This is a genomic window from Mesorhizobium subarcticum, from assembly GCF_055456085.1.
The window spans coordinates 789,165-805,927 of record NZ_JBVBEG010000002.1; the positions used below are offsets into that span (position 1 = coordinate 789,165).

Annotated in this window: 14 protein-coding genes and 4 pseudogenes; 17 read left to right on the top strand and 1 reads right to left on the bottom strand. The window is 61.6% G+C overall.

Annotated elements, in window-relative coordinates; translation table 11 throughout:
- Window positions 1–106 precede the first annotated feature (106 nt).
- From ACZYHG_RS35775 to ACZYHG_RS35855, 17 genes and pseudogenes are all read left to right on the top strand, one after another.
- On the top strand, window positions 107–853 hold the full coding sequence (locus tag ACZYHG_RS35775) for a Crp/Fnr family transcriptional regulator (RefSeq protein WP_258580784.1): 747 nt from the start codon (window positions 107–109) through the stop codon (window positions 851–853).
- A 329-nt stretch (window positions 854–1,182) separates the two neighbouring features.
- Complete coding sequence (locus ACZYHG_RS35780) at window positions 1,183–1,536, top strand: hypothetical protein (RefSeq protein WP_464615051.1); 354 nt, start codon at window positions 1,183–1,185, stop codon at window positions 1,534–1,536.
- Complete coding sequence (gene ccoN, locus ACZYHG_RS35785; protein ID WP_464615052.1) at window positions 1,520–3,151, top strand: cytochrome-c oxidase, cbb3-type subunit I; 1,632 nt, start codon at window positions 1,520–1,522, stop codon at window positions 3,149–3,151. The genes ACZYHG_RS35780 and ccoN overlap by 17 nt, the downstream gene beginning before the upstream one ends.
- Window positions 3,142–3,874, top strand: a pseudogene (gene ccoO / locus ACZYHG_RS35790) (cytochrome-c oxidase, cbb3-type subunit II). The gene ccoN and the pseudogene ccoO overlap by 10 nt, the downstream one beginning before the upstream one ends.
- A gap of 11 nt (window positions 3,875–3,885) precedes the next feature.
- The gene (locus ACZYHG_RS35795) at window positions 3,886–4,035 is read left to right on the top strand and encodes a cbb3-type cytochrome c oxidase subunit 3 (protein WP_258580788.1); all 150 of its coding nucleotides are present in this window, start codon (window positions 3,886–3,888) and stop codon (window positions 4,033–4,035) included.
- 2 nt (window positions 4,036–4,037) lie between these two features.
- A complete protein-coding gene (gene ccoP / locus ACZYHG_RS35800) occupies window positions 4,038–4,901 on the top strand; it encodes a cytochrome-c oxidase, cbb3-type subunit III (RefSeq protein ID WP_258580789.1) in 864 nt (287 codons plus the stop codon).
- Window positions 4,902–5,117: 216 nt separating this feature from the next.
- Window positions 5,118–6,668 (top strand): cytochrome c oxidase accessory protein CcoG, encoded by a 1,551-nt coding sequence (gene ccoG, locus ACZYHG_RS35805; RefSeq protein ID WP_464615372.1) that lies wholly within the window; start codon window positions 5,118–5,120, stop codon window positions 6,666–6,668.
- Complete coding sequence (locus ACZYHG_RS35810; protein ID WP_258580791.1) at window positions 6,665–7,162, top strand: FixH family protein; 498 nt, start codon at window positions 6,665–6,667, stop codon at window positions 7,160–7,162. Before ccoG ends, ACZYHG_RS35810 begins: the two co-directional genes overlap by 4 nt.
- Entirely contained in the window at window positions 7,159–9,444 is a 2,286-nt protein-coding gene (locus tag ACZYHG_RS35815; protein ID WP_464615053.1) for a heavy metal translocating P-type ATPase, read from the top strand. Before ACZYHG_RS35810 ends, ACZYHG_RS35815 begins: the two co-directional genes overlap by 4 nt.
- On the top strand, window positions 9,441–9,596 hold the full coding sequence (gene ccoS, locus ACZYHG_RS35820; protein ID WP_095496053.1) for a cbb3-type cytochrome oxidase assembly protein CcoS: 156 nt from the start codon (window positions 9,441–9,443) through the stop codon (window positions 9,594–9,596). Before ACZYHG_RS35815 ends, ccoS begins: the two co-directional genes overlap by 4 nt.
- A 297-nt stretch (window positions 9,597–9,893) precedes the next feature.
- Window positions 9,894–10,367, top strand: a complete 474-nt coding sequence (locus tag ACZYHG_RS35825) for a substrate-binding domain-containing protein (protein WP_258580793.1) — start codon at window positions 9,894–9,896, stop codon at window positions 10,365–10,367.
- Window positions 10,364–12,004: a glycoside hydrolase family 127 protein gene (locus tag ACZYHG_RS35830; protein ID WP_464615054.1), complete on the top strand. Its 1,641-nt coding sequence runs from the start codon at window positions 10,364–10,366 to the stop codon at window positions 12,002–12,004. The genes ACZYHG_RS35825 and ACZYHG_RS35830 overlap by 4 nt, the downstream gene beginning before the upstream one ends.
- 56 nt (window positions 12,005–12,060) lie before the next feature.
- Window positions 12,061–12,393, top strand: a complete 333-nt coding sequence (locus ACZYHG_RS35835) for a globin domain-containing protein (protein ID WP_413776952.1) — start codon at window positions 12,061–12,063, stop codon at window positions 12,391–12,393.
- Window positions 12,393–13,574, top strand: a complete 1,182-nt coding sequence (gene ubiM, locus ACZYHG_RS35840) for a 5-demethoxyubiquinol-8 5-hydroxylase UbiM (protein ID WP_464615055.1) — start codon at window positions 12,393–12,395, stop codon at window positions 13,572–13,574. The genes ACZYHG_RS35835 and ubiM overlap by 1 nt, the downstream gene beginning before the upstream one ends.
- Before the next feature lie 336 nt (window positions 13,575–13,910).
- Window positions 13,911–14,798: pseudogene (locus ACZYHG_RS35845) on the top strand (IS1380 family transposase); the annotation flags it as partial.
- A gap of 92 nt (window positions 14,799–14,890) precedes the next feature.
- Window positions 14,891–15,190 (top strand): annotated as a pseudogene (locus ACZYHG_RS35850) (helix-turn-helix domain-containing protein); the annotation flags it as partial.
- A 30-nt stretch (window positions 15,191–15,220) separates the two neighbouring features.
- Window positions 15,221–15,429 (top strand): annotated as a pseudogene (locus ACZYHG_RS35855) (IS630 family transposase); the annotation flags it as partial.
- Window positions 15,430–15,702: 273 nt separating this feature from the next.
- Here ACZYHG_RS35855 and ACZYHG_RS35860 read toward each other — a convergent pair.
- Window positions 15,703–16,728, bottom strand: coding sequence for an IS110 family RNA-guided transposase (locus ACZYHG_RS35860; protein WP_464611638.1), 1,026 nt, complete (start codon window positions 16,726–16,728; stop codon window positions 15,703–15,705).
- Window positions 16,729–16,763 lie beyond the last annotated feature (35 nt).

A 16,763-nucleotide genomic window follows, 5' to 3' on the forward strand; every position in this document is an offset into this window, starting at 1 on the left:
CCAAAGCCCTGATTTCGGTCAACCTCCAGCACGGACAAACTGCCGCAACGATTTTTCTACCGTCGATTGCTATCCTGCTCGCACTTGGGATCGGTAGAGCGATGGAATGACAGTACGGCAAGATATTCATAGTTCCGGCATTCCCGTTCTTTGCCTACCCTGCGAGGTACGGCACCGCGGCGTCTGCGGTGCGCTCGATCCAGACGATTTGGCGCGGCTCGCCAAGACTTCGTCGCGGCACAAGATCGAGCCGGGGGCCGAACTGATCGGCGACGCCGAGGCCGTCGACAGCTATTCAAACGTGCTTTCAGGCGTGGTGAAGCTGACGAAGAGCCTTTCGGACGGCCGCCAGCAAATCGTCGGCCTCCAGTTCGCACCGGATTTTCTGGGACGGCCCTTCAAGGTGAAAAGCGCGATCAATGCGGAAGCGGCAACCGCTGTCTCGCTGTGCTCGTTTCCGAGGGCGGCCATCGAACGGATGATGAAGGAATCACCGGAACTTGAGCATCGCCTGCTCAAGCAGACGCTGAACGAACTCGACGAGGCACGCGAATGGATGGTGACTCTGGGGCGCAAGACCGCACCGGAGAAGGTGGCGAGCTTTCTCCTCATGATCGCCCGGAATATCGATTCCAGTGTTGGCCCGGCGGCCAGGTCGGCGTGCTTCGATCTGCCGCTGACGCGTGCCGAGATCTCTGATTTCCTTGGACTTACAAACGAGACTGTGAGCCGCCAGCTGACCAGACTGAGAATGGACGGCGTGATCCGGATCGAGAACAATCGCCATGTCACGGTGGACAGCGTCAGCCGGCTGGAGCAGCGCTGCGGCGGCCGAGGCGCAAGCGCCCTTTAGATGAGACCTAAGCGCGCGGGGCCGTCGCCTACTCCGACCCGCAGCAGGATTTGTTCGCGTTCGAAAGGGATGTGTGTCGCCGCAAGCCTTCGAAGAAAGCCGCGCAGAATGAAACCGACGGCTTCCGCATTCTCCACCGTCTCGCCATGGCCGATCGCTAGCAGAATTCAGTCACCTCACCAGCAAAGCACTCGTCTTCGACGTGTTCGGCGCGCAACCGGCGGGTAGAAGCGAGGCTGGCATCGCCGCCAACGACAGCGGCCTCGTAGGCGGGAAAGACGATCGTTTCTTCATATTGATGAACGCTTGCGCAAAAATGGGAGGATTGCGTGGGCCGTGCCGAGGCACTTCAGGCGATCGACGCTGGGCAGCGCATCAGCGATATTTTCCTAAGCATTGCAGAGCTGCAGTTTTCCCTGCGCGCGCTTCATCACATCACACGGAATCGCCTCCACGCCGGCCGGCCCGCAGACGCCGGACTTGTCCATGAGCGGGGCGGCCCGTGCTGCGTTTCCTCGTTCAATCGCCACCTTCTGATCGCACCGAACTCGATGCTGCCCGAAGCAAAATCCTGCGATCTGACATGGATCAGGGCGAGCAGGCGGCGGCTGCGCAATCAATGCACTGCGGAGTTGGGTCCGCCGGAATTGGAGATCGGTACTTGCGATGAAATTCGGCACTGAGATCGTCCTTCTAAGCCTGTTTGCTTTTGCGGCCCTGGTGGCTGCCGGCTTCGGCGTAGACGAACCTTTTCGCCAGCATATGTGGGTTTTGTTCTTCGCCGTGGCTGGCTTCACTGCGATCCTGTTGCGCAACACGGAGTTCAAGCCAGCAGTTCCGATCCACCCCGCCGATTACATGGATGGGCCGATACGCTACGGGGCTGTCGCAACGGTGATCTGGGGGGTCGTTGGCATGCTGGTCGGTGTGGTCATCGCGCTGCAGCTCGCCTATCCGGATCTCAACATCGAACCCTGGTTCAATTTCGGTCGCTTGCGGCCGCTGCATACGTCGGGCGTCGTTTTTGCTTTCGGGGGCAATGCACTGCTTTGCACATCCCTGTATGTCGTGCAGCGCACCTGCCGCGCCCGGCTGTTTGGCGGCGATCTCGCCTGGTTCGTGTTCTGGGGTTACCAGCTTTTCATCGTCATGGCTGCGACAGGCTACCTGCTCGGCATCACCGAGGGCCGCGAGTATGCCGAACCCGAATGGTATGTGGACCTGTGGCTGACCATCGTCTGGGTCGCCTATCTCATCCTGTTCCTCGGCACGATCCTGAAGCGCAAGGAACCGCATATCTACGTCGCCAACTGGTTCTATCTGTCGTTCATCGTGACCATCGCGATGCTGCATGTGATCAACAATCTGTCGATACCCGTCTCGTTCGTTGGCTCAAAAAGCTATTCCGCCTTCTCCGGCGTACAGGACGCCCTGACGCAGTGGTGGTACGGCCACAATGCCGTCGGCTTCTTTCTGACCGCCGGCTTTCTCGGCATGATGTATTATTTCGTGCCCAAGCAGGCGAACCGCCCAGTTTATTCCTACCGCCTGTCGATCATCCACTTCTGGGCGCTGATCTTCCTCTATATCTGGGCTGGTCCGCATCACCTGCACTACACCGCTCTGCCCGACTGGGCGCAGACGCTTGGCATGGTGTTTTCGATCATGCTCTGGATGCCCTCCTGGGGCGGCATGATCAACGGCCTGATGACGCTGTCCGGCGCCTGGGACAAGCTGCGTACGGATCCGATCATCCGCATGATGGTGATGGCCATCGCCTTCTATGGCATGTCGACCTTCGAAGGCCCGATGATGGCGATCAAGACGGTCAACTCGCTGTCGCACTATACCGACTGGACGATCGGGCACGTCCACTCCGGCGCGCTTGGCTGGGTTGGCATGATCTCGTTCGGCGCGATCTATTTCATGGTGCCGAAGCTGTGGAACCGCGAGCGGCTCTATTCACTGCGGCTGGTCAACTGGCACTTCTGGCTGGCGACGCTCGGAATCGTCCTTTACGCGGCGGTGATGTGGGTCTCCGGCGTCATGCAAGGCCTGATGTGGCGCGAATACGACGAGCAGGGCTTCCTGATCTACTCCTTCGCCGAAACCGTCGCTGCCATGCATCCCTACTACATCATGCGTGCCATCGGCGGCGCGATGTATCTGTCCGGCGCCCTTATCATGGCCTGGAACATCGCCATGACCATTTTTGGCTACCAACGCGAGGAGGATCCGATGCCGGGCTCCATCCCCGCCCTCCAGCGTGCGCGATCAGGAGCCAGAAAATGGGCTTGATAGACAAACACGCCATCATCGAGAAGAACGCCACGCTTCTTCTCGTTGGCTCCCTTCTGGTGGTGACGGTCGGCGGCATCGTCGAGATCGCGCCGCTCTTCTATCTCGACAATACGATCGAGAAGGTCGAAGGCATGCGGCCCTATTCGCCGCTCGAACTTGCTGGACGAAATATCTATGTGCGCGAGGGCTGCTACCTCTGCCACAGCCAGATGATCAGACCGTTCCGCGACGAGGTCGAGCGCTATGGGCACTACAGCCTGGCGGCCGAGTTCGATCTACGATCACCCTTTCCAGTGGGGATCGAAGCGCACCGGACCGGACCTCGCCCGGGTTGGCGACCGCTACTCCAACGAATGGCACGTACAGCATCTTGCCGATCCGCGCTCGGTGGTGCCGGAATCGATCATGCCGAACTACGCGTTCCTCAAAGACGCGCCGATCGACGTGAAGGACTTCTCGACCCATCTGGTTGCCAACGCGCGCGTCGGCGTCCCCTACACCGACGACATGATCGCGCACGCCAACGCCGATCTGATGGCACAGGCCGACCCGAACGCCGATAGTTCGGGCCTCGAGGCGCGCTATCCAAAAGCCAAGGTCGGCGACTTCGACGGCAATCCGCATCAGGTCACCGAAATGGATGCCTTGGTCGCTTACCTCCAGATGCTTGGCACATTGGTCGATTTCAAGACCTACGACGAAGCCGCCGGCTACCGCTGAGGAGTGTGATCGTGGACTACAATTTGATGCGGGAAATCGCCGACAGCTGGGGCCTCCTTGCCATGGCGCTCTTCTTCGTCGGATGCGTTGCCTTCGCGCTTCGCCCTGGCGGCCGCAGGCAAGCTGACGAAGCCGCTCGAATTCCTCTCAAGGACGATTGATCATGAGCAGCGAGCACATCGACGAGGTCTCGGGCATCTCAACGACCGGCCATGAGTGGGATGGCATCCGGGAGCTCAACAACCCACTTCCGCGCTGGTGGGTCACGACATTTTACATCACCATTGTCTGGGCGATCGGCTACACCATCGCCTATCCCGCATGGCCAATGCTTACTTCCGCGACCAGAGGTGTGCTCGGCTATTCGAGCCGCAACCACGTCAAGAATGAACTGGCGGCCGCCGAAGCCGCCAAGGCCAAATATGTCGCAGCGGTGGAATCGAAAACCGCCTCGGAGATTGCTGCCGACGACGCATTGCGCGAGTTCGCCGTGGCTGCCGGCGGTGCGGCATTCAGGGTCAATTGCGTGCAGTGCCATGGCTCCGGCGCGCAAGGCTCCAAAGGTTTTCCAAACCTCAACGACGACGATTGGCTGTGGGGCGGCAGCGCTGAGCAGATCCAGCAGACGGTCACCCACGGCATCCGCTTCGCGTCAGACCCGGATACGCGACTGTCGGAAATGCCGGCTTTTGGCGACATCATCACGGCGGACCAGATCGCACAGGTCAGCGCCTACGTTGCCAGCCTGTCCGACTTGGTCCGGGACGCAAGTCTGATCGAGCCCGGCGCCAAGGTTTTCGCGGAAAATTGCGTCGCCTGTCATGGCGACACAGCAAAGGGCAACAGGGAACTTGGCGCGCCCGACCTGACCGACGCCATCTGGCTCTATGGACCGGGCGAGACGGCTATTGCTGCGCAGGTCCGCGCGCCGAAGCACGGCGTCATGCCGGCCTGGATCGGGCGTCTCGGCGAGACCAAGGTCAAAGAACTCGCAGTCTATGTCCATTCGCTTGGCGGCGGAGAATAGGAACGGAAGCCTATTCTCGGCCCTCCCCGCCAAGCGACGGGGCCCGGCTTGCGCCGGGCCTCGACACCATTCCGGCATCCGGCGAATGACTTGCATCAACGCGGTGCAATTCGCCATGCGGCAAAGCGTGCTCAACGTGGCCATCAGCCAGAACCGATCGGTCGGGCTTCCGCCGCGAAATCGTCGCCTGGACTGGAGCTTCTCGTGCTTGAAAACATGCAAATTGAACGGCTCGAAGCCGAATCGGTCAACTCCGCCAAGGCCCGTCAGCCGCTTTATGCCCCGCACAAGAAGGTATTCCCGAAGCGCGCTTCAGGCAGCTTTCGCCGCTTCAAGTGGCTGGTGATGGCAATCACGCTGGGCATTTACTACTTGACGCCCTGGCTGCGATGGGATCGAGGGCCGTTCGCGCCTGATCAGGCCGTGCTGGTCGATCTTGCCAACCGCCGCTTCTACTTCTTCTTCATCGAAATATGGCCGCAGGAATTCTACTACGTGGCTGGCCTGCTGGTCATGGCCGGCATTGGCCTTTTCCTGGTCACCTCCACAGTTGGTCGGGCCTGGTGCGGCTATACCTGCCCGCAGACCGTATGGGTCGACCTGTTTCTGGTCGTCGAGCGCGCGATCGAAGGAGATCGCAACGCGCGCATGAAACTCGACGCCGGACCCTGGACAGCGCGCAAGCGTATGCTGCGCGTATCGAAACACGCCACATGGCTGGTCATAGGGGCGGCGACAGGGGGCGCCTGGATCTTCTATTTCGCCGACGCGCCAAAGCTGATGGGCGAAGTCTTCACCGGCACCGCCGCACCCGTCGGCTACATCACCATCGCCGTGCTGACGGCGACTACCTACACATTCGGTGGACTGATGCGCGAGCAGGTCTGCACCTATATGTGCCCTTGGCCGCGCATTCAGGCGGCCATGCTCGACGAGAATTCTCTCACGGTGACCTACAATGATTGGCGCGGCGAACCTCGTTCGCGTCACGCCAAGAAGGTTCAGGCCACTGGGCAGCTGGTCGGAGACTGCGTCGATTGCAACACCTGTGTCGCGGTCTGCCCGATGGGGATCGACATTCGCGACGGCCAGCAACTCGAATGCATCACTTGCGCGCTCTGTATCGACGCCTGCGACAGCGTCATGGACAAGCTCGGCAAGGAGCGCGGGCTGATCTCCTATGCGACGCTGTCCGACTACAACGCCAACATGGCGGTGGCGACCGGGGGCGGCTCCAGCGCGGTGAAGCCTTCGCTGGTGCGCACTGCCGACGGCGCTTTCGCCGACAGGTTGGCCCATTTCCACATTCGCAAGATCTTCAGGCCGCGCACGTTCGTCTACATGGGTGCGTGGTCGGCGGTCGGTCTCACCCTGTTCTATTCGCTTCTGACGCGCGACCGGCTCGAGGTCAACGTTCTGCACGACCGCAATCCGCAGTTCGTCGTGTTGTCCGACGGTTCGATCCGCAATGGCTACACCGTCAAGCTGCTCAACATGATCCCCGAGCCCAGGACGATCGTCGTCACCATGCAGGGCCTGCCGGAGGCCGAGATGAGCGTCGTCGGGATCGACGACCTGCCTGCGGATCGCTCCTTTGCCATTCCGGTCGAACCCGACCGGCTGAAGATGCTGAAGGTTTTCGTTCGCCAGCCGGCGGAACAGATCAAGGGCCAAGCGCAAACATTCAAATTCCGGGTCGAAGACAAGGCGAGCTTCGAGTCGGACGAATACACGGCCACTTTCAACGCACCGGAGATCGTCAGATGAGCGCCAATCCGCAGAAATCCCGCGAATTCACCGGCGGGCATATGTTGGTCACCATTCTCGCCTTTTTCGCTGTGGTCATCGGCGTCAATCTGACCATGGCGACACTCGCCAACACGAGTTGGACCGGCCTCGTCGTCGAAAACACCTATGTGGCCAGCCAGCAATTCAACAGGAGGGCCGAGGAAGGGCGCGCGCAGGCCGCGCTCGGCTGGACTGGCAAACTGACGATCGCGTCGGGCGAAGTCCGTTACAGCCTCAGCGACGCCGCCGGCAAGCTGGTCCCATTGGACGGCGTCAGCGTCCTGTTCCGTCATCCTGCCTATGAGGCCGAGGACAAGTCCATCATTTTAACTCTCGCAACGGATCAGGAATTTGCCGCGCACCACACGCCCAGGGACGGCGTCTGGATCGTCGAAGTCGATGCCGACGCCGGTCTCGCGGAGCCCTATCGGGAAGTTCACCGTATCATCATTTCCCAAGGTGCGTTGCAATGAGCTGCTGTGCACCGGGCGCCAAAATGGCGCTGGATGTCGCTGGCGCCGCATCCGTTTTGCCGTCGAGCCAAGAAGTCAAACTGGCGAGCCGTTCGCTGGGCGGCGACCTGTATCAGACCGATCTTTCAGTACCGGCGGTTCATTGTGCAGCCTGCATCCGGGCGATCGAAACGGCGCTTGGAAAGCTGGACCGGGTCGAGGGCGCCCGCGTCAACCTGTCGACGAAACGGGTTTCGGTCCGGTGGCGCGGCGACGAGGTTCCGCCATTCGTCGCCACACTTGGACGGCTGGGCTATGACGCACACCTGTTCGAACCCGAGGCTTACGGCAAGGACAAGACGCTGTCGGAGCTGATCCGCGCCGTCGCGGTTGCCGGCTTTGCGGCCGGCAACATCATGCTGCTTTCGGTGTCGGTCTGGTCGGGCGCCGAAGGCGCGACCCGCGATCTGTTCCACTGGGTCTCGGCACTAATCGCCATTCCCGCACTTGCCTTCGCCGGCGGCATCTTCTTCCGTTCGGGGTGGAATGCGCTACGCCACGGCCGCATGAACATGGATGTGCCCATCGCGGTCGGGGTGTCGCTCGCCTATGCCATGAGCCTTTACGAGACCATCAACCATGGCGACCACGCCTATTTCGACGCGTCGGTATCCTTGCTGTTCTTCCTGTTGATCGGCCGCACGCTGGATCATGTGATGCGCGAACGAGCCCGAAGCGCCGTGAAGGGCCTGTCGCAGCTGGCGGCGCGTGGCGCCATGGTGCTGCGCGGCGATGGCGCGCGCGACTATCTGCCGGTTGGCGAGATCGAACCTGGCATGCAGCTGCTGATCGCTGCCGGCGAAAGGATTCCCGTCGACGGCAAGATCATTCGGGGATCTTCGGATCTCGACTGTTCGCTGGTTTCCGGTGAGAGCACTCCCAGAACCGTGGCGTCAGGGGAGGCGGTACAGGCCGGCATTCTCAATCTCACCGGCCCGCTGACCGTCCACGCGACAGCCGCCGCAAAAGATTCCTTCCTGGAAGAAATGGTTCGGCTGATGGAAGCCGCCGAGGGCGGTCGCGCGCATTATCGCCGGATTGCCGACCGCGTTTCAGCGCTTTATGCGCCAGTGGTTCACCTTGCCGCCTTCGTAACGTTCGCGGGCTGGATGGCGGCGACTGGCGACTGGCACAGGGCGATGACGATCGCCATCGCCGTCCTCATCATCACATGCCCGTGTGCGCTCGGCCTCGCCGTGCCGATCGTGCAGGTGGTCGCCGCGCGGCGCCTGTTCGAGAACGGCATCATGGTCAAGGACGGCTCGGCCATGGAGCGCCTGGCAACCATCGACACGGCTGTATTCGACAAGACCGGAACACTTACGCTCGGTCAGCCCCGTCTCGTCAATGCGGCCTCGATCGATCCGGCCATGCTGGCAATGGCGGCAGACATGGCCGCGCACTCGCGTCACCCATTTTCAAAGGCCATAGCCGGCTTTGCCGCTTCCGGCGGGCAGGGCAAATTCGATGCTGTCAGCGAGCATCCAGGATTCGGGATCGAAGCCACTGTCGATGGGAGCATCTGGCGGCTGGGCCGACGCGGATGGGCTGGATGGAAGGCCCGGACCGGTGGCGAAGGAAAGCATGGCTATGGCGGAACGGTCCTGACGAAAGACGGGATCATTGTCGCGTCCTTCGTTTTCGAGGACGCACTGCGTGCCGACGCAAGGGCAGCCATTGTGCAGTTGAACGATGCCCGGGTGTCCATGGAGATGCTGTCGGGCGATACCGCAGGCGCCTGCGGTGAAGTTGCAAAAATGCTGGGTGTCGGCGACTTCGTTCCGTGCCTGCTGCCATCCGGCAAGGTCGAACGCATCGAGACCCTGGCGAGAGCTGGCCGCAAGGTTCTAATGGTTGGCGACGGCCTGAACGACACGCCTGCGCTGGGGGCAGCACATGTCTCGATCGCGCCGGCCACCGCTGCAGATATTGGCCGCAACGCCGCGGACTTCGTGTTCCTGCGCGAAAGCCTTTTGGCCGTACCCCTTGCCCTGGACGTCTCACGGAAGGCCGGCCGGCTGATCCGTCAGAACATCGCCATCGCGATCGTCTACAACACCATTGCTGTGCCGATCGCCATTCTGGGGCACGTCACGCCGCTGATCGCGGCAATCGCGATGTCTGCTTCGTCGCTGCTTGTCATCGGAAATGCATTGCGCCTGCAGGGTTTTGTGCTCGCCGAGGTGACGGGGGCTCCCTCGGCAATGCGTTCGGGCATTCGCGCGTCGGTGCAGCCGTCATGACGACGCTCGTCTACCTCATACCAGCAGCTCTGTTCCTTGGCGCGCTGGGGCTGTCCGGCTTTCTGTGGGCCTTGAGGAGTGGTCAATATGAGGATCTTCACGGGGCCGCCGAGCGCATCCTCATCGACCGGGACGACAAGCCGGAACGCTGACCCAGATCGCTGTGCCGACGACTGTGCGGATGCCGGTCGTCAGCCGAGACGGCTTGTTCGGGAACAAAATGCTGAGGCTCCACAGCTAGCTTAGCTAAGCCGCGCTTGACGTAGATTTGTGAAAAGCCCTGTCGCTCGAAGGACTGCGTCGCCCGGATTTGTCGTGTCTGGCTGATCCAGATCAAGGTTATCTCCTCATCGGCGTGGTTTCGTCGGCTAGCCTTTCAAGGGAGAACGCATGTCTAACGGACAGTTTAGTCGTCACCATCAGCGTTTTGGCGGTTTTTGGGTCTTTTCATGATAGTGGTCGACTGCTTCAATGGATCGCGCCGCCCAACACCTCGGCGACCGGTCTGGATCAAGACCGACACGAAGAACGGCCAAAGCCAAAAGTCAGCCGAGGCGTTGGGGCGCGACACGGCGGCCAGATTGTTCTCGGGACCGCAAACGCCGAACGCGATCTTCTGCGGCAACGATCAGATCGCCGGCGGCGCGTGCGACACGCTGCGCGAGATTGGCCTGGCAGCACCTGTCGACGTGGCCATCGTCGGATTTAACAACTGGGACGTGATGGTGCTTGCGACGCGGCCGCGGTTGGCCAGCCTCGATGAGAACCTGAACGCGGTCGGACGCGACGCTGGTGACAGCGTGCTGGAGATGATCGCCGAGCGCTTGCGTCAGGCGTCGGCCGTGTTCACTGGCCGTGCGGGCATCGTCGAAGCCGTGAGCACGCCAATGCACTTCATTGCAGGAACGGATGCGTTCCAATGAACGAGTTCGAGCCGGTTCAGTTCGTCGATGTCGCGCTGGAGGGGCAATTCTGGCGCGAGCGGCTTGAGACTGTGCTGACGCGGACCATCCCCACCCAGCACGTCCAGCTTGGCAAGCACGGTATCCTGCAGTCCCTGACACTGCCGAACCCGCCGCCGCTGAGCTCCGCGCCCAACCAGCACAATTTCGTGCAGGTGTTATGGGATTCCGACGCCGGCAAGTGGATCGAGGCGGCATCCTATGCGCTGTCACACAGGCCCGACGCCGACATCGAGGCCAGGATCGAAAAGATCGTCGACGATCTCGAAAATGCACAGGCTGGCGACGGTTATCTGAACTGCTGGCACCTGCTGCGCGAGCCGGACAAGCGCTGGACCAACCTGCGCGACTATCACGAACTCTACAATCTGGGACATCTGCTCGAGGGCGGCATCGCCTACTTCCTCGCGACGGGCCGGTGCCGGCTCCTTGACATCCTTGAGCGCTATGTCGACCATGTGCGCAAGACGTTCGGCCCGAACCCCGGCCAGAAGCACGGCTATTGCGGCCATCAGGAGATCGAGCTTGCCCTCGTTAAGCTCTATCGCTTGACGGGAGCGAGAAAGCATCTCGAACTCGCGGCCTATTTCATCAACGAGCGCGGCCGCCAGCCACACTACTTCGATCAGGAAGCGGTCGCGCGCGGGGAGAACCCTAGTGAGTTCTGGGCGAAGAGGTATGAGTACAACCAATCGCACAGGCCAGTGCGCGAGCAGACCAAGGTGGTCGGCCATGCCGTTCGGGCGATGTACATGTTTTCCGCAATGGCCGACCTCGCGGCGGAACTGAACGACGACGGCCTCAAGAAAGCATGCGAGGAGCTCTGGGCCGACGTCATGACCTCGAAGATCTACATCACCTCCGGCTTGGGTTCCGCTGCCGCGAATGAAGGCTTTACTGAAGACCACGACCTGCCGAACGATACGGCCTATGCGGAGACCTGCGCCTCGGTAGCGCTGATCTTCTGGGCGCATCGGATGCTGCATCTCGATCTCGACGGCCGCTATGCCGACGTAATGGAACAGGCGTTGTTCAACGGCGCGCTGACCGGCCTGTCGCGCGATGGCGAGCACTATTTTTACTCCAATCCGCTGGACAGCGATGGGCGACACAGCCGATGGGCCTGGCACACATGCCCATGCTGCGCGATGAATTCGTCGCGTCTCATCGCTTCGGTCGGAGGCTATTTCGTGTCGGCCAGCGAAGACGCAATCGCCTTCCATCTCTATGGCGGCATTTCGACGAACATCCGGCTTGCTACGGGAAATGTGTTCCTGCGGGAAACCAGCGCCTATCCATGGTTCGGCTCGATCAGGATCGAGGTCAGCCCTGACGCTCCGGCCGAGTTCGCCGTGAAGCTTCGCATTCCTGGATGGGCGCACGAAGCCGAAGCCTCGGTCGAGGGACATCCCATTGACGTAGAGGCATGCACCAGCAACGGCTATCTTTCGATCTCGCGGCTATGGAATGCCGGAGACACGATCACCCTCGAGCTGCCGATGCCTCCCGAGCGCATCTATGCTCATCCCAAGGTCAGTCAGGACATAGGCCGGGTGGCGCTCAAGCGCGGTCGATGCAAGTGGCTGCTGGAAAGCTGAATTCGGCGCTGTCGCCGCATGGATAGCCCTCTTATCAACTCAAGAATGCCGACAAGATGCAGCCAAGAAACGTCTCGGATAGCATTTTCCCTCATCTCGGGCGCGGCCCAGCGATCCGTGCCCTGGTTTTCGAGTGCCACGACCGGATTGAGACCGGCCCTGCCAACAGGGGGGCATGGCGCTGGCTGGGCGGCCCCAAAGACTGGTGCGATCAGCTGCGTCCGTGTTTGATAAGACTGCATCCTTCGTTGCCGATTTATGCGGACGTTCATGCACAGTGGCTTGAGGCGACGCGGCGGGCACTGGAACCCCGCGCAATCCGTCCACAGTTTGCGGCTCAACTCCACCGGCATCTCACGCAGATAGCCGACGCGATGGCGGCACCCTGATGGCCGGCTCCGACGAGAGTTTCGACATCGTTATCGTCGGAGGCGGGCCGGTCGGTCTTTCCTTCGCCGCGTCGCTGGGGCAGAGCGATCTGAAGGTGGCAGTTGTTGAACAGCAGTCCTTGGAACGGCTGGCGAGTCCAGCTTTCGACGGTCGCGAGATCGCGCTGACCTACGCCTCGATTAGAATCCTTCGCGAGCTCGGCGCCTGGGATGCCATCCCCGCTTCGCACAAATCACCACTGCAAGGCGCGCGCGTGCTCAACGGATCGAGCCCTTTCGCGCTGTGTTTCGATCCTCCCAGGGGATCTGGGGAACCACTCGGGTTTCTGGTCCCAAATTGTCGCATCCGCGATGCCCTGTTCAAGATCATCCGGTTGCAGGATCATGCCCGGCTGATATGCGGCCACTCGGTCGTCGGTGCAAGAAACAGCCACAGAGGAGCAGTCATAATGCTCTCCGATGGCAGGCAATTGACCGCTCGGCTTCTCGTTGCAGCGGACTCGCGTTTTTCCGCCACGCGCGACCTGCTCGGCATCGGCGCCGATATCAATCGGCTCGGCAAGGCCATGCTGATTTGCCGGGTAAGGCACGAGCGCGTCCTTCAGCAGATCGCAGTCGAATGGTTCGATCACCATCAGACGATAGCGATGTTGCCGCTCATGGAAGGCGTGTCGTCGCTGCTACTCACTTTGCCGTTAAACGAGGCCGATAGACTGCTTGCTCTAGACGACGATTTGTTCCTGACGGAATTGACGAACCGGTGTCGAGGGCGCCTCGGAGAAATGACCTTGGCAAGCACCCGCCATAGCTATCCGCTGGTCACGACGTGGGCGCACAAGTTCTGGGCACCGAGCGCCGCACTCATCGGCGACGCCGCCATTGGCATGCACCCGGTGACCGCGCATGGCTTTAACATCGCCCTCAGTGGCCAGAAGCAACTCGCCCATAGAATCCTGACAGTATGTCGCGACCGGCGCGACATTGCCGATCCCGACATGCTCCACAGATACGAAAGCTGCCTGCGCCGGTCGGCGGCACCGCTCTATCATGCTACGAACATCCTCGTCGGACTCTACTCAGGCGAGCACCCGGCGGCACGGCTTGCAAGACATGCGGGGCTTCGCTTTGCCCAATATCTTCCCTTTGTCCGCCATGGCATTTCGGCCATGCTTAGGCGATGAAATCACAGACAGTCTCGACTCCTGCCGTTAGCAATGCTGCGTCCATGTGTCGTTGCGAATGCTCGGAATGATGCGGATCACGCGCGGCGCGGGCAAGACCTCAATGATCAGCCGGCAATGCTAAGAGGAGGCATACGAGCGCCGCACAAGTTACCACGCTTATTAGTTAACCCGTCCTTCAGTGGGCTTGCATAGGCTTGCGCTGCGAAGAAGCCTGGGAGCAAGCTAGCCTGAAAAATTCGCGGCGGGTTGGCGGATGTGGCGCAAGCCGTTGAAATGACTTAGGATTTGGTTGCTTAAGCCGATCCGAACCATTTCCCGGAGACCACACCCACCATGAACGATCTTACGCTGCCGCTGAGCGGTTTGTCATCAGTCGGCGGCAAGTCCGTCGTCGCCCGTTTCGACGGCGGCATGCTGTCGTCCAACAGCGGCGTTCTGGCTTTGGCCGAGGTGGAAAAGCGGTTGCGGGGGGCCGAGCGTCTGGCGCGTTGCATCGACGATTCTCGCTGCCCGGACCAGGTCGTCCACAACTTTGCAGCTATGATCGGCTTCCGCATGAAGATGATCGCCGCCGGCTACGAGGACGGCAACGACGCCAACCGGCTGCGCTCCGATCCGGTCTTCAAGATGGCCCAGGATGCGCTGCCGTCGGGTCGGGATCTGGCGTCGCAATCGACGCTGTGCCGGCTGGAGAACCTGCCCGGCGTGCGGGAGCTGGTTGCGATGGGGCGGGCGATGGTCGATCTCTATTGCGCCTCGTTCCGGCAGGTGCCGAAGCGGATCGTACTCGACATTGACGACACCTTCGACGCTGTGCACGGAGGCCAACAGCTTCGCCTGTTCAATGCCCACCATGACGAGTACGGCTTCCAGCCGATCGTAGTGTTCGATGGTGCGGGACGGTTCGTCAGCGCGATCCTGCGACCGGCCAAGCGGCCGAGTGGGGCTGAGATCCGCCCCCACCTGCGCCGTTTGGTGCGGGCGATCCGGATCAACTGGCCGAACATTCGAATCCTGCTCCGCGGCGATAGCCATTATTGCAGCCCGCAGGTCATCGACTGGTGCCGCGCCAACGACGTCGACTTCATCTTTGGCCTCGCGCCCACCACGACCCTGCGCAAGCATGTCGCGGATCTGGAGGCCAGCACGACGGCGCGCTTCGAAGCGTCGGCCAAGACAGGCAAGGTCCGCAGGTTCAAGGAGTTCGTTGACGGCGCCGCTAGAGCATTTTCCGTGAACGCCGAGTCAGATTTGGGATTCACGCGGTGGCGGAAGTCTGTTTCATTTTCCCTGTGATTCGCAGGGAGATGACGATGACACGCAGCTTGAGTGCGGACCTTCGCGGTCGGGTGATTTTGGCGATATCGGAGGGTGTTTCGACGCGAGAGGCAGCACGCCGGTTCCGGATCGGGATTGCTACGGCGGGGAACTGGTATCGCCGCTATCGCGAGACAGGCGAGATGGCGGCCCGCAAGCAGGGCCAACCGTCGTGCTCGAAGCTTGATCCTCACGAAGCCTTCATCCTCGGCCTGATCGAGGAGACGCCCGACATCACTCTGGCGGAGATTGCCGAGAGGCTGGCGGCCGGGCATGGCGTGGGCGTGGTTCCTTCGACGATCTGGATGTTTCTCGACAGGCGCTGCGTCACGTTTAAAAAAAGACGGCGCATGCCAGCGAACAACAGCGCCCCGACGTCAAGGCGCGCCGTCGCGCCTGGTTCGACGGCCAGCTCGATCTCGACCCCGAGAAGCTGATCTTCATTGATGAGACTGCCGCCTCCACCAAGATGGCGCGGCTGCGCGGGCGGGCCAAACGTGGCGAACGCTGCCGTGCGCCGGTTCCTCATGGTCATGTGTGGACGCCCCGCCGGATGCAAGAAGAATCTTCGGTTCAGGCTGCTGCGCGTGATCGGGTGCTGCCATGTGTTCGGCCTCTCTTTGCGGCTTCGTCATGGCCGCGGGCCCGTATGGGAGTTCGAGGATCAGGTCCACATCACTGGAACGCGCTCGAAGCGCTCCCCATGCGTCTGGTTCTCCTGATCCCGCCTCGCCGACGTTGCGCCATACCTGTCCTTCGACCTTCTCACGTCCTCCTGGCAGCCTCGCGTTCGCTCACTGCACTGCACTCATGCGGCGGCGGTCGGAGCTCGGTAGGTTCCACCTTTCGTCATCAATGCCCATGCGATGCGCGCGGTCTTGTTGGCCAGTGCCACGATCACCAGCATTGGCGGCTTGCGCGCCAGCATTCGATGGAGCCACGAGCCGGATGGCACGCCTTTGCGCTTGGCCCAGCGCACTACCGCGCTGGATGCGATGATGAGCAGGCGTCGCAGCGTTCGCTCTCCCATCCGCGACGTTCGTCCGAGGCGCTCCTTGCCGCCGGTCGAACGCTGGATCGGCGTCAGCCCGATCCAGGCTGCGAAATCGCGCCCAGAGCGGAACGTCTCTGCTGGTGGAGCCATCGCCTCAAGCGCGGTTGCGATCAGCGGCCCAATGCTAGGCACGCTCATTAGCCGATGGGCCGTTTCGTCAGCTTTGGCCCGCTTCGCAATCTCCGCGTCCAGCGACCTAACCTGATCCTGCAAGCGGCGTAGCGCTTCGACAAGCATGGCAAGGCAACAGCGAGCGGCCTCCGGCACGCCCGAGGTAGGATCCTCAACCTGCGTGATGAGCCGCTCGACATGCGAGGGGCCTTGCGGCGCAATCAGGCCGAACTCGGACATATGCCCGCGGATCGCGTTGATGAGCTGAGTGCGCTGGCCGACGAGCACGTCGCGGGTTCGGAAGATCACAGCCGAGGCCTGCTTCTCCTGGCTCTTCACCGCCACGAAGCGCATCGTCGGCCGTTGCGCGGCCTCGCAGATCGCTTCGGCATCGGCGGCATCGTTCTTCTGACGCTTGACGAAAGGCTTCACGTAAGCCGGTGCGATCAGCCTGACGGTATGGCCGAGCGTGCCGATCTCACGACCCCAATAATGAGCGCCTGGGCATGCCTCCATCGCCACAAGGCATGGCGGCTGCGCAGCGAAGAAGGCCAGCACCTGTTCGCGCCGCAGCTTCCTGCGGAACACAACGGTGCCGGCGGCATCTGCGCCATGGGCTTGGAAGATGTTCTTGGCCAGATCCAGGCCAATGGTGCTAACTTGTGTCATGGACGTCTCCCTTCGGTGGTTCTCAACGCCACCAC

Coding starts and splice junctions, on each gene's coding strand:
- ACZYHG_RS35830 (WP_464615054.1), top strand. CDS start 10,364: ATGAACGAGTTCGAGCCGGTTCAGTTCGTCGATGTCGCGCTGGAGGGG.
- ACZYHG_RS35825 (WP_258580793.1), top strand. CDS start 9,894: ATGATAGTGGTCGACTGCTTCAATGGATCGCGCCGCCCAACACCTCGG.
- ccoG (WP_464615372.1), top strand. CDS start 5,118: ATGCAAATTGAACGGCTCGAAGCCGAATCGGTCAACTCCGCCAAGGCC.
- ACZYHG_RS35775 (WP_258580784.1), top strand. CDS start 107: ATGACAGTACGGCAAGATATTCATAGTTCCGGCATTCCCGTTCTTTGC.
- ccoN (WP_464615052.1), top strand. CDS start 1,520: ATGAAATTCGGCACTGAGATCGTCCTTCTAAGCCTGTTTGCTTTTGCG.
- ACZYHG_RS35835 (WP_413776952.1), top strand. CDS start 12,061: ATGCAGCCAAGAAACGTCTCGGATAGCATTTTCCCTCATCTCGGGCGC.
- ACZYHG_RS35860 (WP_464611638.1), bottom strand. CDS start 16,728: ATGACACAAGTTAGCACCATTGGCCTGGATCTGGCCAAGAACATCTTC.
- ACZYHG_RS35815 (WP_464615053.1), top strand. CDS start 7,159: ATGAGCTGCTGTGCACCGGGCGCCAAAATGGCGCTGGATGTCGCTGGC.
- ccoP (WP_258580789.1), top strand. CDS start 4,038: ATGAGCAGCGAGCACATCGACGAGGTCTCGGGCATCTCAACGACCGGC.
- ACZYHG_RS35810 (WP_258580791.1), top strand. CDS start 6,665: ATGAGCGCCAATCCGCAGAAATCCCGCGAATTCACCGGCGGGCATATG.
- ubiM (WP_464615055.1), top strand. CDS start 12,393: ATGGCCGGCTCCGACGAGAGTTTCGACATCGTTATCGTCGGAGGCGGG.
- ccoS (WP_095496053.1), top strand. CDS start 9,441: ATGACGACGCTCGTCTACCTCATACCAGCAGCTCTGTTCCTTGGCGCG.